Below are 16,956 nucleotides of genomic sequence, written 5' to 3'. Positions count from 1 at the left end.
GTGTCACGGCCGGTCACCGGCGGTGCGTAGCCGGAACCGCTGCAGCTTGCCGGTGGCCGTACGGGGCAGGGCGTCGAGGAAGACGAACTCGCGCGGGCACTTGTAGGGCGCCAGCTCCGACTTGAGGAAGGCGCGCAGCGGCTCGGGGTCGCGCGCCGCCCCGTCCCGCAGCACCGTGTAGGCCACCGCCACCTGGCCGCGCACCTCGTCGGGGCGGCCGACCACCGCCGTCTCGACCACGTCGGGGTGGCGCAGCAGGGCGTCCTCCACCTCCGGTCCCGCGATGTTGTAGCCGGCCGAGATGATCATGTCGTCCGCGCGGGCCACATAACGGAAGTAGCCGTCGCCCTCGCGTACGTAGGTGTCGCCGGTGACGTTCCAGCCGCCGCGCACGTACTCCCGCTGCCGCGGGTCGGCGAGATAGCGGCAGCCGACCGGGCCGCGGACGGCCAGCAGTCCCGGCTCGCCGTCCGGCACCGGGTCGCCGTTCGCGTCCTGGACCCGCGCCTGCCAGCCCGGGACCGGGAACCCCGTGGTGCCGGGTCTGATCCGCTCGTCGGCCGCGGAGACGAAGATGTGCAGCAGCTCGGTGGCGCCGATGCCGTTGATGATGCGCAGCCCCGTGCGCTCGTGCCACGCCCGCCAGGTGGCCGCGGGCAGGTTCTCGCCGGCCGACACGCAGCGCCGCAGCGACGAGACGTCGTGGCCGTCCATCGCCTCCAGCATCGCGCGGTACGCGGTCGGCGCGGTGAACAACACCGAGACCCGGTGCCCGGCGATGGCCGGCAGCAGTTGGCGCGGCCCCGCCTGTTCGAGGAGCAGCGCGCTGGCGCCCGCCCGCATCGGGAAGATCACCAGACCGCCCAGCCCGAACGTGAAGCCGAGCGGGGGGCTGCCGGTGAACACGTCGTCGGGCCGGGGCCGCAGCACATGCGCGGAGAAGGTGTCGGCGACGGCCAGCACGTCCCGGTGGAAGTGCATGCACCCCTTCGGGCGGCCCGTGGTGCCCGAGGTGAAGGCGATCAGGGCGACGTCGTCGGCGGCGGTGCCGACCGCCGGGAAGGGGGTGTCCGGCGCCGGGCGGCGCAGCAGGTCGTCGGGCGCCTCACCGCCGTAGGCGAGGATGCGCAGGTCCGGTATCCCGGCCTTCGCCAGGTCGTCCACGGCCCGTATGTCGCACAGCGCGTGCCGGACCCGGGCGATCTCGCACATCGTGGCCAGCTCGTGCGGCCGCTGCTGGGCCAGCACGGTCACCGCCACCGCGCCCGCCTTCAGCACGGCGAGCCAGCACGCGGCGAGCCAGGGGGTGGTCGGCCCGCGCAGCAGGACCCGGTTGCCGGGTACGACGCCCAGTTCGCCGGTGAGGACATGGGCGATCCGGTCGACGCGGGCGCGCAGGACGCCGTACGTCCACGAAGGGCCGTCCGGGGTGTGGAAGACCAGGTGGTCCGGGGCGCCGTGGCCGAGCAGCTCGGCGGCGCAGTTGAGCCGTTCGGGGTAGCGCAGCTCCGCCAGGTCGAAGCGCAGCTCGGGCCACTCGTCCGGCGGCGGAAGATGGTCGCGCGTGAAGGTGTCGACGTGGGCGGAGACGTTCATGGCGGTGCGCCCCCTTGCCTGACGGCGTCGAGACGGGCGTCCTGACTGCGCTCGCATCTGGAGCGTATCGTGTTGGTGACGACAGTCAACTGTGCGCGATACCGTCGGAAGAAGACGGGAGGGTCATCGCCGGCCCGCCCCGGAGGGAGGACCGGCAGTGCCCGCATTCTCACTCGGACCGGAGCGGACCGCCCGGCGCGCCGAGCTGCGCACCCTGGCCGCCGAACGGCTGCGCCCGATCGCCGACAAGGGGGAGCCGGGCCGGGTCAACCGGGCCCTCCTCGCCGAACTCGGCCGACTCGGCCTGCTCGCCCGCCTGTTCACCTCCGGCGCCCTGGAGCTGTGCCTGATGCGCGAGTCGCTGGCGCAGGCCTGCACCGAGGCCGAGACCGCCCTCGCCCTCCAGGGCCTGGGCGCCCATCCGGTGCACGCCCACGGCACCGCCGCCCAGCGCGAGCGCTGGCTGCCCCGGGTGGCCGAGGGCAGCGCGGTGGCCGCGTTCGCGCTGAGCGAGCCGGGGGCCGGCTCCGACGCGGCCGCCCTCGCCCTCACGGCCGAATCGGACCGCGGCTCCGGCTGGCGGCTCACCGGCGAGAAGTGCTGGATCTCCAACGCCCCCGAGGCCGACTTCTACACCGTCTTCGCCCGCACCACGCCCGGCGCCGGGGCCCGCGGGGTGACCGCCTTCCTGCTCCCCGCGGACCGGCCCGGCCTCACCGGCTCCGCGCTGGAGATGCTCTCCCCGCACCCGATCGGCGCCCTGTACCTGGACGCCGTCCCCGTCACCGCGGACGACGTGCTCGGCGAGCCCGACCGCGGCTTCGCCGTCGCCATGGGCACCCTCAACCTGTTCCGCCCCAGCGTCGGCGCCTTCGCGGTCGGCATGGCCCAGGCGGCGCTCGACGCCACGCTCGAGCACACCAGCGAACGCGACGCGTTCGGCGGCAAGCTGCGGGACCTGCAGGCGGTCGCCCACCAGGTCGCCGAGATGGCCCTGCGCACCGAGGCGGCCCGGCTGATGGTGTACGCGGCGGCGACGGCGTACGACGAGGGCGCCGCCGATGTGCCGGCGCGGGCCGCGATGGCCAAGCTGCTGGCCACCGAGACCGCGCAGTACGTCGTCGACACCGCCGTCCAGCTGCACGGCGCCCGCGCGCTGCGCCGCGGCCACCTGCTGGAACACCTCTACCGCGAGGTGCGCGCGCCGCGCATCTACGAGGGCGCCAGCGAGGTGCAACGGGGCATCATCGCAAAGGAGTTGTACGCCACGCGGCCCGAGGGGGAGGCCCGGTGAGCACCGAGCGCGTCAACCCGCCCGAGCTGTCCCCGCCCACGGGCTTCTCGCACGCCGTCGTCGCGACCGGCAGCCGGCTGGTGTTCCTGGCCGGCCAGACCGCCCTCGACGGCGACGGCGAGGTCACCGGCGACACGCTGGTCGAGCAGTTCGAGAGGGCGCTCACCAATCTGCTCACCGCCCTGCGCGCGGCCGGCGGCACCCCCGCCGACCTCGCCCGTGTCACCGTCTACACCACCGACGTCGCCGGCTACCGCGCCCACGCCCGCCGACTGGGCCGTGTCTGGCGGGAGTCGGCGGGCCGCGACTATCCGGCGATGGCGGTCGTCCAGGTCGTACGGCTGTGGGACGAGCGGGCGCTGGTCGAGCTGGACGGGTTCGCGGTGCTGCCGGGGGACGCGCCACCGAAGGGGTGACGGTCACGGCGGGCCCCCGGACCGCCCGGTACGAGTGGAACCCCCACACCCCGTGACCGGGAGGTACCCCCCATGCCCGTACGCCCCGCCCTCGCCGCCGGCCTCGGCGCCGCCGCGCTGCTGTGCGCCGTCGTCGCACCGGCCGCCGGCGCCGACCCGACCGAGCGCCTCACCGTCGACGCCACCGGCCGGATCGCCGCCGACGGCACCATCACCCTCTCCGGCACCTACCGCTGCATCGGCAGCAGCGGACCGGTGTTCGTCAGCTCCTCGGTCACCGGGACCGACCCCGGCATCAAGTACGCCATCGGCGGCACCAGCGCCGTGTGCGACGGCACGGACCACCACTGGTCGAACTCCGGCAAGGCCGACACGGAAGCGATCAAGAGCGGTACGGAATCCATCACGACCGGGAAGGCGTCGGCCGAGGCGGAGAAGACGTCGCCCAAGGCCGGGAGCGCGTCGGCCGAGTCCGGGAAGGCGGCGCGGAAGGCCGGGAGCGCGTCGGCCGAGTCCGGGAAGGCGGCGCGGAAGGCCGGGAAGAAGTCGCACAAGGCCGGTGCCGAGCCGCTCAAGGCCGGTGCGGCGCACGTCGAGGCCGCCCTCCTGGAGCTGCGGCCCTCGGGCCTCGCGCCGATGCCCTACTTCCACGCCGTCCGGCAGCAGGACATCAAGCTCGTCCAGGACTGAGCGCGCCCCCTGCGGCCCGGGTGTGCCGGGCCGCAGGGGGACTCGGTGCCCGCCGGATCAGGCCCGCTGCCAGCTGTGCGGGGCGTGGTAGGCGTGCGGGCGCCAGGAGGTGGTGCCGGGGGAGCCGGGCTCGGTGCCGGCCCCGGCCAGGGCGGTGCGGCTGAGCAGCAGCACCGCGAGGGCGGCCAGCTCCTCGTCGGTGGCCTGGCCCTTCTCGACGCGGATGGGGGGAGTGGGGGACGCGCTCATGAAACCTCCGTCACTGGGGCGGGTTACCGTGCTTGCGGGCGGGACGCTCGGCGTGCTTGGTGCGCAGCATCGCCAGCGCGCCGATCAGGACGCGGCGGGTGTCGGCCGGATCGATCACGTCGTCCACCAGACCGCGCTCGGCCGCGTAATAGGGATGCATCAGCTCGGCCTTGTACTCCTTGACCAGCTCCGCCCGCCGGGCCTCCGGGTCGTCGGCCTCGGCGATCTGGCGGCGGAAGATGACGTTGGCCGCGCCCTCGGCGCCCATCACGGCGATCTCGTTGGTGGGCCAGGCGTAGGTGAGGTCGGCGCCGATCGACTGGGAGTCCATCACGATGTAGGCGCCGCCGTACGCCTTGCGCAGGATCAGGGAGATGCGCGGCACGGTGGCGTCGCAGTAGGCGTACAGCAGCTTCGCGCCGTGCCGGATGATGCCGCCGTGCTCCTGTCCGACACCCGGGAGGAAGCCGGGCACGTCGAGCAGGGTGACGATCGGGATGCTGAACGCGTCGCACATCTGCACGAAGCGGGCGGCCTTCTCGGACGCCTCGATGTCCAGCACGCCCGCCAGGCTCTGCGGCTGGTTGGCGACGACCCCGACCACCTGGCCGTCCAGCCGGGCCAGCGCGCAGATGATGTTCCGCGCCCAGCGCTGGTGCACCTCCAGGTACTCGCCGTCGTCGACGACCTCCTCGATGACCTTGGTCATGTCGTACGGGCGGTTGCCGTCGGCGGGCACCAGGTCGGCGAGGCTCTCGCAGCGCCGGCCGGCCGGGTCGTCGCAGGGCGCCGGGGGCGGGTTCTCGCGGTTGTTGCGGGGCAGGAGGGAGAGCAGATAGCGCACCTCCTCCAGGCAGGTCTCCTCGTCGTCGTAGGCGAAGTGGCAGACGCCGGAGGTCTCGGCGTGCACATCGGCGCCGCCGAGCCCGTTCTGGGTGATCTCCTCGCCGGTGACCGCCTTGACGACGTCCGGGCCGGTGATGAACATCTGCGAGGTCTCGCGGACCATGAAGACGAAGTCCGTCAGCGCCGGGCTGTAGGCGGCGCCGCCCGCGCACGGGCCGAGCATCACCGAGATCTGCGGGATGACACCGCTGGCCTTCGTGTTGCGCCGGAAGATGCCGCCGTAGCCGGCGAGCGCGGTGACGCCCTCCTGGATGCGGGCGCCCGCGCCGTCGTTGAGGGAGACCAGGGGGGCGCCGGCCGCGATGGCCATGTCCATGATCTTGTGGATCTTGGCGGCGTGGGCCTCGCCCAGGGCGCCGCCGAAGATCCGGAAGTCGTGGGCGTAGACGAAGACCGTACGGCCCTCCACCGTGCCCCAGCCGGTGACGACACCGTCGGTGTAGGGCTTCTTCGTCTCCAGGCCGAAACCGCTCGCCCGGTGCCGGCGCAGCGGTTCGACCTCCTGGAAGGAGCCGTCGTCGAGCAGCAGGCCGATGCGTTCGCGCACGGTGAGCTTGCCCTTGGCCTTCTGAGCGGCGGTCGCCTTCTCGCTGGGGCCGGCGAGCACGCGCTCGCGTATGCCGGCCAGTTCCTCGACCTGGGACCTCATGTCTCCCCCTCCGTGGGTGGGGCCTGTCCGGCGATACCCGTCGTCCGCCCGCCGGGCAGGCGGGAATGGTCGGACAGGCCCCATGGGGCGTGGTGATTCCACTCGCCCGTCGAGCGTGGCAATGCGGACTGACCGGGGACTGACGGACCGCTTACGCGGCGCGGGCGCGTCAGACGGGCTGGAGGCGGGCGTCGCCGGTGAGGGCGGGGTCGTGGGAGAGGATCGCGTGCTCGACGCGGCGCAGGGCGGGGGAGGGCTGGATGCCGAGTTCGTCGTCGAGTTGACGGCGCATCCGGTGGAAGACGTCGAGGGCGTCGGCCTGCCGGCCGGAGCCGTACAGGGCGACCATGAGCTGCTCGCAGAACCGTTCCCGCAGGGGGTGGTTGGTGTGCGCCTCGGTCAGCTCGGCGAGCACGGCGGCATGGCGGCCGAGCCGCAGTTCGGCGTCGAAGCGCAGTTCCATGGCGCGCATCCGGTACTCCTCGTAGCGGGCGCCCGCGAGCTGGCACAGGGTTCCGCCGGCGAATCCGCCGAAGACCGGGCCACGCCACATCCCGAGCGCGTCGGCGAGCAGCCGCGCGGTGCGCGCCGCGTCGGCCGCGGTGGCCGACTCGGCCAGCCGTACGGCCCTGATGAACTCGGCCGCGTCCAGCTCGCCCTCGCCGACGCCCAGCCGGTAGCCGGAGGGGTGCATAGTCAGCCGGGAGGACGGCCGGTCCGGCTCCAGGTCGCGGAGCCTGCGGCGTAACCGGCTGACATGGGCCTGGAGGGCGTTGGCCTGGTTGTCGGGGACGGCGTCCCCCCACATCTCCTCGGCCAGACCCTCCCCGGACACCGGCTGGCCCTCGCTGACCAGCAGCGTCTGCACCAGTGTGCGCTGCAGGTCGCCCGAGATGTCCGCCGGGCCGGCGGCGGTGAGTATCTGCAGTGCGCCGAGAATGGAGAACCTCAGCATGTCTTCCCCCCTTTGGTGAAAATTCCTGGCGAAGGTTGTCTCTTTCTGAGGTGGTGCTGCGGTGAAAAGACCGGGTGACCGAATGCGCCGCGCCCCGGCGGGCGTCTGCTTCCTGGACGTCCCGCCGGGGCGGTTGCTCCGCCGGGACGGGGGGCGGCCGGCGGTTCAGGGGTATCCGGTGTCGTGCCGCCATTGGCGCGGCACCGGAGGGGGATACGGGCGATTCGCATGCCGGATCAGCAATTCGCTTTCCCCCGTGCGGAATTCCGGACTGTGGCGGAGAGGGCAGGATTTGAACCTGCGTGGACCGTCGCCGGCCCGACCTCGAGGCGTGCTCCAGGTCCCCGATCAGCCACTCCGGGCACCTCTCCGTGTTTCCGGCCCGGTTTCCCGTGCCGTTCACGGGAACAACATTGGCACCCTGCGCTGACGGAAAGCTGACACGCTTCTGACGCAGGCAATGAATTCCTTTCGGCTCTTTTCCCGGACGTCCTTCCGGTGTTGTACTCCCTTCGAAGGAAAACGCTCCCGAAAGGGGTATGGGAATGACCGCCACCACCACCGAAACCGTCACGGACAACCCGGTTCTGGACGCCCTGCGCGCCCACACGGCAAGCGAGAACGCGAGTGCGTTCCTCGCCCTCAACAGCGGAAACAGTATCTTCACCGTCCCGGGCACGGACGGTGTGATCGTGTACCGCCGCACCGGCCGCTGGGCCGTCCAGCTCGGCGGCCCCTTCGCCGCCGAGGAGGACTACGGCACCCTGCTCGACGCCTTCCGCGGCCACGTCCGCGACGAGGGGCTGCGGCTCGTCGGCATCCAGCTCCAGCGCGCCGACGCCGAGCGGTACGCCCGGCTCGGCTTCACCGTCAACCAGGTCGGCGCCTCCTGGGCGGTGAGCCTCGCCGAGTTCACCCTGCGCGGCACCAAGTTCATGCAGCTGCGCAACAAGATCTCCCGCGCGCTCCGCAACGGCCTGCGGATCCAGGAGGTCGACGCGGGCGACGTGGCCGACTCCATCGCCACCATCGACCAGGCCTGGCTCGGCTCCAAGGGCGGCGCCCAGCAACTGGAGTTCCTCGTCGGCCAGATCGGCGGCGAGGCCCAGGAACACCGCCGGCTCTTCGTCGGCACCATCGACGGCGCCCCGGTCGCGTACATCTCGTACTCGCCGGTCTACGGCAGCCGGGCCGGCTGGATGCACGACCTCAGCCGCCGAATCCCGGAGGGCTCCCCGGGCCTGATGGAGGCCATCAACGCGCACGCCATCGAGGTGTTCCGGGCCGAGGGCGTCGAGTGGCTGCACTTCGGGTTCACGCCGTTCACCGGCCTGGACGCGAGCCACGAACTCGACGGCCACAGCCCGGCGTTCCAGTGGCTGATGCACGCACTGTGGGCCGAGGGCGCCGCCCTGTACCCGGCGCAGACCCAGCTGTCGTACAAGCAGAAGTGGGCCCCCGACGTGCTGATCCCGGAGTACGTCGCCTTCGACGGGCCGCAGGCCTCGCTGCCCGGTTTCGCGCACGTCTTCCGCGCCTGCAACGCCTTCTGACCCGCCACCGCGAACGACGAGAGGACACCGAGATGAGCCAGTCCACCGAGGAACTCCAGCACGCCACCGTCGAGCAGTTGATGGCCGTCATCGGCGCGCCCGACGACGAGTCGGTCGCCGAGGCCGCCGACGCGGCCGTCCGCGCCCTCGACGAGCGGCTGCGCACCGAGGCGGCCGCCTGAGCCGCTGCCGGGCGCGCCGGCGGGTGCCGGCGCACACCCGGTCAGACCGGTATCAGTGCCACATCAGCGCTCCACGGAACGCTGGACACACGTTCGCCCGGCGGTCCGGACCGGGAGTACCGCACTGTGCTCCCGTCGCCGGGCCCGCCGGGCGAAACGGGGCCCTGCCGTCGCCCTCCGGGCGTACGCCGGGAGTTCGACGACAGGGCCCATCCCGCGACGGCCACCCGCGCGGGAGCCTTGTCGACTCGCGGCGCCCGCAGGTCCGCGGGGCAGCGGCGCCGCCGCCCGATCCGGGCACTTCTCCCAAGGAGAGCAACGCATGCAGCGTCCGCACATACAAGAAGCCGCGGCCCTGGCCGCCGGTGGAGGCGCCGGCGCCGGGCAGCGCACCGGTGCCTCGGCGACCTTCGCCGAGCTGCTCAAACGGGTCAAGGCCGAGGGCCTGCTGGACCTCGACCCCCGGTACTACGTGGGCAAGCTTGCCCTCAACACCACCCTGCTGCTGATCGGGTTCGCCGCCTTCTTCGAGCTGGGCGACTCCTGGTGGCAACTCCTCACGGCCGTGTGGATGGGCCTGTGCGGCGGCCAGTCGGCGTTCATGTGGCACGACGCCGGCCACAAGGCGATGTTCCGCAGCAAGAAGGCCGCCTCCGCGGTCGGATACGTCCACGCCAACCTGGTCAACGGGGTCAGCTACGGCTGGTGGGTCAACCACCACAACCGGCACCACAGCAACCCCAACCACCTGGACATGGACCCGGACATCGGCCGGCGCACCGCCATCTTCGACATCAAGCAGTACCCGACCCGCAGCGGCACCCAGAAGCTCGTCGTGCGCTACCAGAGCGTGCTGTTCTTCGTGCTGCTCGTGCTCGAGGGCTTCAAGATGCTGCGGACGGCCGTCCTGTCCATCGTCCAGGGCAAGACCAAGCGGCCCGTGCTGGAGACCTTCCTCATCGTGCTGCGCACCGCCGTCTACCTCGGCCTCGTCTTCACCGTCCTGTCCCCGGTGCTCGCGGTCGCCTTCATCGTGGTCCAGCACGCCGCGCTGGGCGTCTACTTCGGGATGATCTTCGCCCCGAACCACAAGGGCATGCAGGTGCGCGACGGCGAGGCGGAGACCCTGGACTGGCTGGAGCGCCAGGTCCTCACCTCCCGCAACATCCGGCCCAGTCTGCTGATCGACTTCCTCTACGGCGGTCTCAACTACCAGGTCGAGCACCACCTTTTCCCGGCGATGCCGCAGAAGAACCTGGGGCGCGCCCGGGAGCTGACCATGGAGTACTGCGCCGAACGCGGAGTGCCGTACCACGAGGTCGGGTTCTGGGCCTCGTACCGCGAGGTCGCCTCCTTCCTGCACGAGGTCAGCGCGCCGGTGCGGCGCGGTGACGTGGAGGAGCAGATCCGGCGCCGGGCCATGGAAGCGGCCTGAGTCCGGCAGGCGACCCCCACCCACCCCACATCCCCCCACGCCCCCCACACCCGTCCCGCACCGTCCATTCCCCCACGCCCCGGCCCCCGGGCCACACGCCCGGGCCCGTCGGCGGCCCGGGCGGTTCCCTTCCCGGGAGCGACGCACCACCGGTCCCCAGGAGTTTCGTAAGGAGCCAGCCCCATGTCCCAGACCACCGCGGCGGCGGGTGACGTCACCGTTCCCGCCCCGATCGGTGTCCGCCTGGACCGCATGCCGATCACTCCCCTGCACCGCAGACTCACCGCGGTCATCGGCGTCGGCCTGTTCTTCGACACCTTCGAGAACAACCTCTCGGGCACCATCGCCAAGGTGCTGCAGAGCGACTTCGCCTTCGGCGCGACCTCGCTCAAACTCGTTCTGGCCTCCGTGTTCGTCGGCCAGTTCATCGGATCCCTGACGCTCGGCCGGATCGCGGACCGGTTCGGCCGGCGTCGGGCCTTCCTGATCAACCTCGCCATCTACTCGGTCTTCTCGCTGCTCGGCGCGTTCTCCCCGAACGCCACCTGGCTGATCGTCACCCGGTTCCTGGCCGGTGTCGGCATCGGCGCCGAACAGGCCCTGTCCGACTGCTACCTGGCCGACGTGCTGCCCGCGAGGAAGCGCGGCCGGTTCATAGCCTGGGCCTACACCCTCGCCTTCTGCGGAGTGCCCGCGGTGGGCTTCGCCGCGCTGTGGCTGGTGCCGCTCACCCCACTGGGCGTGGCGGGCTGGCGCTGGCTGTTCGTGCTCGGCGCGCTCGGCTCGGCCGTCGTGTGGGGCTTGCGTCGCCGGCTCATCGAGTCCCCGCGCTGGCTGGCCTCGGCCGGCCGGACCGCGGAGGCGGAGCGGCTGGTCGCCCGGATGGAGGCGGAGGCCGCGGGCCGCGGACTGGTCCTGGAGAAGCCCGCCGCGGCCGAACCGGAGCCGGCCGCCGGGCACTCCCGGCTGCGGGACGTCCTGCGCCCCGGCATGCGCCGCCGCACCCTCGTGCTGTGGCTGTTCTGCGTGCTGTCGGTCGTCGGCTACTACGGCTTCGGCACGCTCGCCCCGCAGATCGTCGCCGCCAAGGGCTACGGCATCGTCGCGGGGCTCGGCTTCACCGCGCTGTCCTTCCTCGGCTACCCGGTGGGCTCCGCCCTCGTCCTGCCCGTCGTGGACCGCCTGGAGCGCCGCACCCTCGTCGCCCTCTCGGCGGGCGCGATGGTGGTGGCCGGAATGGGCTTCGCCTACGCCGGCTCGGCCGCGCTGATCGTGACCTGCGGCTTCGCCTACACCCTGTTCAGCAACGTCTTTTCCAGCGTCAGCCATGTGTACCTGTCCGAGCAGTACCCCACCGCGATCCGCGCCACCGCCTCCGGCGCCGCCTACTCGCTGTCCAAACTCAGCGCCGCGGCACTGCCGTTCGTGCTGCTGCCGGTGCTGGAGGGGCACGGCGCGGGTGCCCTGTTCAGTGTCATCGCCGCCGCCATGGCCGTCCTCGCCGTCACCGTGCTGACCCTGGGCGAGCGCACCACCGGCGTCCCGGTCAAGTGAACGTGTCCCTCAACCCGAGGAGTTGAGCATGGCCTACGTCATCGGACTGCCCTGCGTCGACGTCAAGGACCGCTCCTGCGTCGACGAGTGCCCCGTGGACTGCATCTACGAGGGCCGCCGCGCCCTGTACATCCATCCCGAGGAATGCGTGGACTGCGGCGCCTGCGAGCCGGTCTGCCCGGTCGACGCCATCTACTTCCAGGACGACATGCCCGAGGAGTGGGGCGACGACCACGCGGCGTCCAACGCCGCCTTCTTCGCCGGGCTCGGATCTCCCGGCGGCGGCGCCGCCCTCGGCCCGCAGGACCACGACTCCCCGCTGATCGGCGCGCTGCCGGAGGGGGTGTCGGTGGCATGAGCGGCATCCTCGCGGGCAAGCGGATCCTGGTCACCGGCGTCGTCACGGACGCCTCCATCGCCTTCCACGTGGCCCGGATCGCACAGGAGGAGGGCGCCGAGGTCCTGCTGACCGGCTTCGGCAGGCTCTCCCTGATCGAGCGGTTCGCGGGCAAGCTGCCGAAGCCCGCCCCCGTCATCGAACTGGACGTCACCGACCAGAGCCACCTGGACAGCCTCGCCGAGCGGATCGGCGGGCACACCGACTCCCTCGACGGCGTCGTGCACTCCATCGCCTACGGCCCCCAGGGCGCCTTCTCCTTCCTCGACGGCACCTGGGAGGACGTGTCGACGGCCGTACAGGTCTCGGCGTACTCCCTGAAGTCGCTGACCACGGCCTGCCTGCCACTGCTGGAGCGGCGCGGCGGCTCGGTCGTCGGCCTCACCTTCGACGCGGCCGTCGCCTGGCCGCACTACGACTGGATGGGCGTCGCCAAGGCCGCCCTGGAGTCCACCAGCCGCTACCTCGCCCGGGACCTCGGCGACCGCGGCATCCGCTGCAACCTCGTCGCCGCCGGGCCGCTGCGCTCCATGGCCGCCAAGTCCATCCCGGGCTTCACGGAACTGGCCGACGTGTGGACCACCCGGCGCGCCCCGGCGGGCTGGGACCTCACCGACCCGGAGCCGGCCGCACGCGGTGTGGTCGCGCTGCTGTCGGACTTCTTCCCGCGGACCACGGGCGAGATCGTGCACGTGGACGGCGGGGTGCACATGATGGGCGCCTGAACCGCCGAAAGGGGCGGGAGCCGAGGACCGGTCCTCGGCTCCCGCCCCTTTCGCGTGCGGTCACTCGGTGGCGCCACCCGGCAGGATCCGCCGGAAGCCGGCGTACGGCACCAGCGCCTCGGGCAGGACCACGGAGCCGTCCTCCTGGACGCCCTGCTCCAGCAGCGCGGCCACCGTCCGCCCGATCGGCAGCGCCGAGCCGTTCAGCGTGGCCGCCGGCGACTTGCGGCCGTCGGCCCGCTTCACCCGGATGTCGGTGCGGCGGGCCTGGAAGGTGCCGCAGTCGGACACCGAGGAGATCTCCCGGTACGCGCCGCCACCGGGCAGCCACACCTCGATGTCGTACGTCATCCGGGCCGAGAAGCCCATGTCGCCCGCGGGCAGCAGGACGGTGCGGAACGACAGTTCCAGCCGGCGCAGGCACTCCTCGGCGTGCCCCACCATCAGCTCGAGCTGCTCCTGCGCCTGTTCCGGCGCGCAGATCCGCACCAGCTCCACCTTCTCGAACTGGTGCAGTCGCAGCACGCCCCGGGTGTCCCGGCCGTAGGCCCCCGCCTCCGCACGGAAGCAGGGGGTGCGGGCGGTGAAGGCGTACGGCAGCGTGCGCGCGTCCAGGAGCTGGCCGGCCACCAGGTTGGTCAGCGGCACCTCGGCGGTGGGGATCAGGAACAGCTCCCGGTCCGCGACCTTCGTGCGGAACAGGTCCTCCTCGAACTTGGGCAGTTGCCCGGTGCCGGTCATGGTGTCCCGGTTGACCAGGAACGGCACCGACTGCTCGGTGTAGCCGTGCTCCTGGGTGTGCAGGTCGAGGAAGAAGCCGCCGAGGGCCCGCTCGAGGCGCGCCCCGGCGCCGCGCGCGACGCTGAACCGGGCGCCGGACAGCCGCGCCGCCGCGGGGGAGTCCAGGATGCCCAGCGCCTCGCCGATCTCGGCATGGTGCCGGGCACCGGCCGCCGGACGCGGGGCCGGGCCGCCGCGCCGTATCTCCACGGCCTCCTTCTCCGAGTCGCCGTCCGGTACGGCGTCCAGCGGCAGGTTGGGGATGCCGAGCAGCAGCTCGGTCAGCCCGGCGGCGGCGGTCCGGACGGTGGCCTCGGCCTGCTGCACCTCGGCCCGCAGCGCGCGGGCGGCCTCCTTCTCCGCCTCCGTGGGCGGCCCCGAACGGCGGGCCTTGGCGGTGCGGTTCAGCTCGGTGCGCAGCCGGGTCACCTCGGACTGCGCGGCCGAGCGGGCGCGCAGCGCGGTGCCGAGGGTGTCCAGGTCGAGGTCGTGGCGGCGGCGGGCCAGGCGCCGTACGGCGTCCTCGCCGGCCTCGATCAGCTCACTGGGATCGTGCATGACGGTCTCCTGACAGGGCGGGGGAGGGGGCCGGGACGGGGTCGGCGGTGTGCTGGGTGCCGAGCAGGCGGTAGCGCACCGGGTGCGCCGAACGCAGCCGGGCCGCGTACAGCAGGCCGCCCGCGGCGACCAGCGGCAGCAGCCAGGGCAGCGCGGCGATCACCTCGGACGGGGAGCCGGTGAGCATGTCGAAGTTGCCGACCACCAGCCACACCGAGGCGGCGAGACCGGCGAAGCCCAGCAGCGGGGCGACGGTCTCCCGCCACCAGTGCCCGGTGCCGGTGCGCACCCGCAGCCCGAGCACGGACAGCGCGGCCAACGCCTGCAGGGCGACGATGCCCAGGGTGCCGAGACCGAGCATGCTGGTGGTCAGGTCGGCGTACGGGTCGAGGCCCGCGACGGCGAAGCCGGCCACGACGACCGCGGTCAGCGCGCTCTGCGCGAGGCTGGCCCGGTGCGGGGAGCGGTGCCGGGAGTGCTCGGCGGCCAGCGCGCCCGGCAGCAGGCCGTCCCCGGCGAGGACCTGGGCGTACCGTCCGGCGGCGCTGTGCAGGGCCAGCGTCGCCGCGAACAGGCTGGTGCACAGCAGGATCTGCAGCCCGGTGCTGCCCGCCTTGCCGAGGAAGTCGTCGCCGAGGACGAAGAACAGGTCGCCCATCTGCTTGCCCGCGACCTCGCGCACGTTGTCGCTGCCGACCGCGCCGACCGCCAGCCAGCTCGTGAGCGCGTAGAAGCCGGCGATCAGGGTGACGGCCACATAGGTGGCGCGCGGCACGCTGCGCCGCGGGTCCTTCGCCTCCTTGCCGTACAGCGCGGCCGACTCGAAGCCGATGAAGGAGACGAACGCGAACATCAGCGAGACGCCGGCGCCGTGCCCGGCCGCGGTGTGCGGGGAGAAGGAGGCGGTGGGCAGGGCGTGCAGCCCGTGGCGGGCGAGGATCGCCACGTCCAGCGCGGCCAGCACCCCGATCTCGCCGAGCATCAGCAGGGCGAGCACCCGGGCGCTGAGCGCGATCTCCCGGTAGCCGAGCACCGCCATCAGCACGAGCCCGACGGCCGCGCACCACTCCCAGGACACCGTCAGCCCGTGGGCCGCCAGCACGAGCTGGGTGAAGTAGCCGAGGGCGCCCGCGAGGCCGATGGTGGCGCAGTTGTAGGAGAGCAGGGCGACATAGCCGGCGGCGACCGCGGGCGGCCGGCCGAGCCCGTCGGCGACGGAGGCGTAGAAGCCGCCGGAGCCACCGGTGCGGCGGGCGCTGACCGCGTACCCCACCGAGAAGCACAGCAGGGTGACCCCGGCGAACAGGAAGGCGGCCGGCACACCGGCCCCGTCACCGAAGGCGAACGCGAGCGGAACGGTGCCGACCATCGCGGACAGCGGCGCGGCGGCGGCGACGATCAGGAAGAGGATGTGCCGGGTGCCGAGCCGGCCGGACGGGGGCGGGGAACCACTGGAGGACATGACGACTCCGAGACAGGGGAGAGGGACGGGGACAGCCGCCCGCCGAGACTCCTCGGCGGACGGCTGCTGCGACGTGCCGGGCGGACCGGACCCGGCGGGCGTCTAAGCGGGGGCGATCGCCAGGGCCGTGTTCTGCCCGCCGAACCCCAGCGAGTTGCTCAGTGCCAGATCGATCGGCATCGACGTGACCGTCTGCGCCAGCTTGATCTCGATCCGCGGATCGGGCATGACCAGGTTGGCGACGGGCGGGATGACCTCGTGCTCGACGCTGAGCACGGCGAACGCGGCCTCGACCGCGCCGGCGGCGCCCAGCAGATGACCGGTGACTCCCTTCGTGGACGTGACCAGTGGGTCCCCGCGCAGGGACCGCTGGATCATGCGGGCCTCCGACAGGTCGTTCAACGGGGTCGAGGTCCCATGGGCGTTGACGTGCTGCACGTCGTCCGGATCGGCCCCCGCGTCGGCGAGGGCCGCGCGTACCGCCGCCTCGATGCCGGTGCCGTCCGGGTGGGGTGACGTCATGTGGTGGGCGTCGGCGGTGGCGCCGTAGCCGATGATCCGGCCGTGCACGTGGGCGCCCCGGGCTCGGGCGTCCGCGACCCGCTCCATCACGAGGATCCCGGCGCCCTCCCCGGCCACGAAGCCGTCCCGGTCGACGTCGAACGGGCGGGAGGCGGACGCGGGATCGTCGTGCCGCTTCGACAGCGCGCCCATCTGGGCGAAGCCGGCCATGACCAGTGGGGTGATCATGGCCTCGCTGCCGCCCGCGAGGACGATGTCGCAGCGGCCGAGGACGAGCAGGTCCCGGGCGGTCCCGATGGCGGTCGCGCCCGAGGCGCAGGCGGTGGCCACCACCAGGTTGGGCCCGGTCGCCCCGAACTCGATGGCCGTCTGACCGGCCAGCATGTTCGGCAGCTGCATGGGCAGCAGCAGCGGCGACACCCGGTCGGCGCCCTGCTCGCGCAGCACATGGTGCTGTTCCTCGACGGTGCCCGGCCCGCCGTCGGCGCAGCCCAGCACCACACCCACCCGCGCGCCGTCCCAGGTCCGCGGGTCCAGGCCCGCGTCGGCCACCGCCTCGTGCGCGGCGACCAGCGCGAACTGCACGAACCGGTCCAGACGATGGGCGCGCCGCGCGCTGAGCAGCGTCTCGGGGTCGAAGCCGGGCACCCGGCAGGAGATCTGTACGGGGTTGTTCGCCAGTACCGGATCGAGGGCGGCGGCCGGCCTGCCGTCGCAGACCGCCGCCCAGCTCGGCCCGACCCCGATCCCACCCGGGGTGACCAGACCGAGTCCGGTGACGGCGATGTCCATGCCGGCCATCAGACCTTCGCGCTCCGCTCCTCCATGAGCCGGACCATGTCGGCCACGGTCTCGGCCTCCAGGAGGTCGTCGTCGCTGATGTCCAGGTCCAGCTCGGACTTCAGCAGCAGCGACAGCTCCACCACGGCGAGCGAATCCAGCTCGATGTCCTCGCGGGTGGCCTCCGGGGTGATCGCCTCGGGCGACACCTTGAGCTTGTTGGACAGGATTTCCTTGAGCTGCTCCAGCATGT

Annotated in this window: 17 protein-coding genes and 1 tRNA gene; 9 read left to right on the top strand and 9 right to left on the bottom strand. The window is 72.7% G+C overall.

All coding sequences use genetic code 11. The features are described 5' to 3' along the window. Positions 1 to 3: 3 nt before the first annotated feature. Positions 4 to 1,596 carry an AMP-binding protein gene (locus tag ACFVVO_RS05720; protein ID WP_390051985.1) on the bottom strand — a complete coding sequence of 531 codons (1,593 nt, stop codon included), beginning with the start codon at positions 1,594 to 1,596 and terminating at the stop codon, positions 4 to 6. Between the two features lie 157 nt (positions 1,597 to 1,753). Between ACFVVO_RS05720 and ACFVVO_RS05715 the strand changes: the two genes are divergently transcribed. The 3 genes from ACFVVO_RS05715 (at position 1,754) to ACFVVO_RS05705 (ending at position 3,996) form a co-directional block, all read left to right on the top strand. Beyond that, positions 1,754 to 2,890 (top strand): acyl-CoA dehydrogenase family protein, encoded by a 1,137-nt coding sequence (locus ACFVVO_RS05715; protein ID WP_390051983.1) that lies wholly within the window; start codon positions 1,754 to 1,756, stop codon positions 2,888 to 2,890. Then, on the top strand, positions 2,887 to 3,306 hold the full coding sequence (locus ACFVVO_RS05710) for a RidA family protein (RefSeq protein ID WP_390051981.1): 420 nt from the start codon (positions 2,887 to 2,889) through the stop codon (positions 3,304 to 3,306). The genes ACFVVO_RS05715 and ACFVVO_RS05710 overlap by 4 nt, the downstream gene beginning before the upstream one ends. Before the next feature lie 72 nt (positions 3,307 to 3,378). Continuing rightward, positions 3,379 to 3,996: a DUF6299 family protein gene (locus ACFVVO_RS05705; protein WP_390051979.1), complete on the top strand. Its 618-nt coding sequence runs from the start codon at positions 3,379 to 3,381 to the stop codon at positions 3,994 to 3,996. 57 nt (positions 3,997 to 4,053) lie between these two features. On the opposite strand, the gene ACFVVO_RS05700 is transcribed toward ACFVVO_RS05705, so the two are convergent. The 4 genes from ACFVVO_RS05700 to ACFVVO_RS05685 form a co-directional block, all read right to left on the bottom strand. Next, positions 4,054 to 4,245, bottom strand: a complete 192-nt coding sequence (locus ACFVVO_RS05700; protein WP_199212386.1) for an acyl-CoA carboxylase epsilon subunit — start codon at positions 4,243 to 4,245, stop codon at positions 4,054 to 4,056. A gap of 10 nt (positions 4,246 to 4,255) precedes the next feature. Continuing rightward, positions 4,256 to 5,800, bottom strand: coding sequence for an acyl-CoA carboxylase subunit beta (locus ACFVVO_RS05695; protein ID WP_390051978.1), 1,545 nt, complete (start codon positions 5,798 to 5,800; stop codon positions 4,256 to 4,258). Positions 5,801 to 5,969: 169 nt separating this feature from the next. Continuing rightward, positions 5,970 to 6,755, bottom strand: a complete 786-nt coding sequence (locus tag ACFVVO_RS05690) for a BTAD domain-containing putative transcriptional regulator (protein WP_390051977.1) — start codon at positions 6,753 to 6,755, stop codon at positions 5,970 to 5,972. 274 nt (positions 6,756 to 7,029) lie between these two features. Beyond that, a tRNA-OTHER gene (locus tag ACFVVO_RS05685) sits at positions 7,030 to 7,126 on the bottom strand. 174 nt (positions 7,127 to 7,300) lie between these two features. Here ACFVVO_RS05685 and ACFVVO_RS05680 point away from each other — a divergent pair. The 6 genes from ACFVVO_RS05680 (at position 7,301) to fabI (ending at position 12,601) form a co-directional block, all read left to right on the top strand. After that, complete coding sequence (locus ACFVVO_RS05680; RefSeq protein ID WP_390051975.1) at positions 7,301 to 8,308, top strand: DUF2156 domain-containing protein; 1,008 nt, start codon at positions 7,301 to 7,303, stop codon at positions 8,306 to 8,308. Positions 8,309 to 8,340: 32 nt separating this feature from the next. After that, complete coding sequence (locus ACFVVO_RS05675; RefSeq protein WP_390051973.1) at positions 8,341 to 8,490, top strand: hypothetical protein; 150 nt, start codon at positions 8,341 to 8,343, stop codon at positions 8,488 to 8,490. Positions 8,491 to 8,812: 322 nt separating this feature from the next. Continuing rightward, a complete protein-coding gene (locus ACFVVO_RS05670) occupies positions 8,813 to 9,925 on the top strand; it encodes a fatty acid desaturase family protein (protein ID WP_390051971.1) in 1,113 nt (370 codons plus the stop codon). 183 nt (positions 9,926 to 10,108) lie between these two features. Beyond that, positions 10,109 to 11,479: an MFS transporter gene (locus ACFVVO_RS05665; protein WP_390051969.1), complete on the top strand. Its 1,371-nt coding sequence runs from the start codon at positions 10,109 to 10,111 to the stop codon at positions 11,477 to 11,479. 28 nt (positions 11,480 to 11,507) lie between these two features. After that, positions 11,508 to 11,837 (top strand): ferredoxin, encoded by a 330-nt coding sequence (fdxA, locus tag ACFVVO_RS05660; RefSeq protein ID WP_390051968.1) that lies wholly within the window; start codon positions 11,508 to 11,510, stop codon positions 11,835 to 11,837. Beyond that, positions 11,834 to 12,601 carry an enoyl-ACP reductase FabI gene (gene fabI, locus ACFVVO_RS05655; protein WP_390051966.1) on the top strand — a complete coding sequence of 256 codons (768 nt, stop codon included), beginning with the start codon at positions 11,834 to 11,836 and terminating at the stop codon, positions 12,599 to 12,601. Before fdxA ends, fabI begins: the two co-directional genes overlap by 4 nt. Before the next feature lie 60 nt (positions 12,602 to 12,661). Here fabI and serS read toward each other — a convergent pair whose 3' ends face one another. The 4 genes from serS to ACFVVO_RS05635 form a co-directional block, all read right to left on the bottom strand. Then, positions 12,662 to 13,939 carry a serine--tRNA ligase gene (gene serS / locus ACFVVO_RS05650; RefSeq protein WP_390051964.1) on the bottom strand — a complete coding sequence of 426 codons (1,278 nt, stop codon included), beginning with the start codon at positions 13,937 to 13,939 and terminating at the stop codon, positions 12,662 to 12,664. Then, positions 13,923 to 15,401, bottom strand: coding sequence for an APC family permease (locus ACFVVO_RS05645; RefSeq protein WP_390051963.1), 1,479 nt, complete (start codon positions 15,399 to 15,401; stop codon positions 13,923 to 13,925). Before ACFVVO_RS05645 ends, serS begins: the two co-directional genes overlap by 17 nt. A gap of 102 nt (positions 15,402 to 15,503) precedes the next feature. Continuing rightward, positions 15,504 to 16,724 carry a beta-ketoacyl-[acyl-carrier-protein] synthase family protein gene (locus tag ACFVVO_RS05640; protein WP_390051962.1) on the bottom strand — a complete coding sequence of 407 codons (1,221 nt, stop codon included), beginning with the start codon at positions 16,722 to 16,724 and terminating at the stop codon, positions 15,504 to 15,506. Then, positions 16,724 to 16,954, bottom strand: a complete 231-nt coding sequence (locus ACFVVO_RS05635; protein ID WP_046422004.1) for a phosphopantetheine-binding protein — start codon at positions 16,952 to 16,954, stop codon at positions 16,724 to 16,726. The genes ACFVVO_RS05640 and ACFVVO_RS05635 overlap by 1 nt, the downstream gene beginning before the upstream one ends. Between the last annotated feature and the right edge of the window lie 2 nt (positions 16,955 to 16,956).

The organism is Streptomyces sp. NPDC058145 (genome assembly GCF_042884245.1).
Lineage (GTDB): Bacteria > Actinomycetota > Actinomycetes > Streptomycetales > Streptomycetaceae > Streptomyces.
This window is presented reverse-complemented; position numbering and strand designations above follow the sequence as displayed.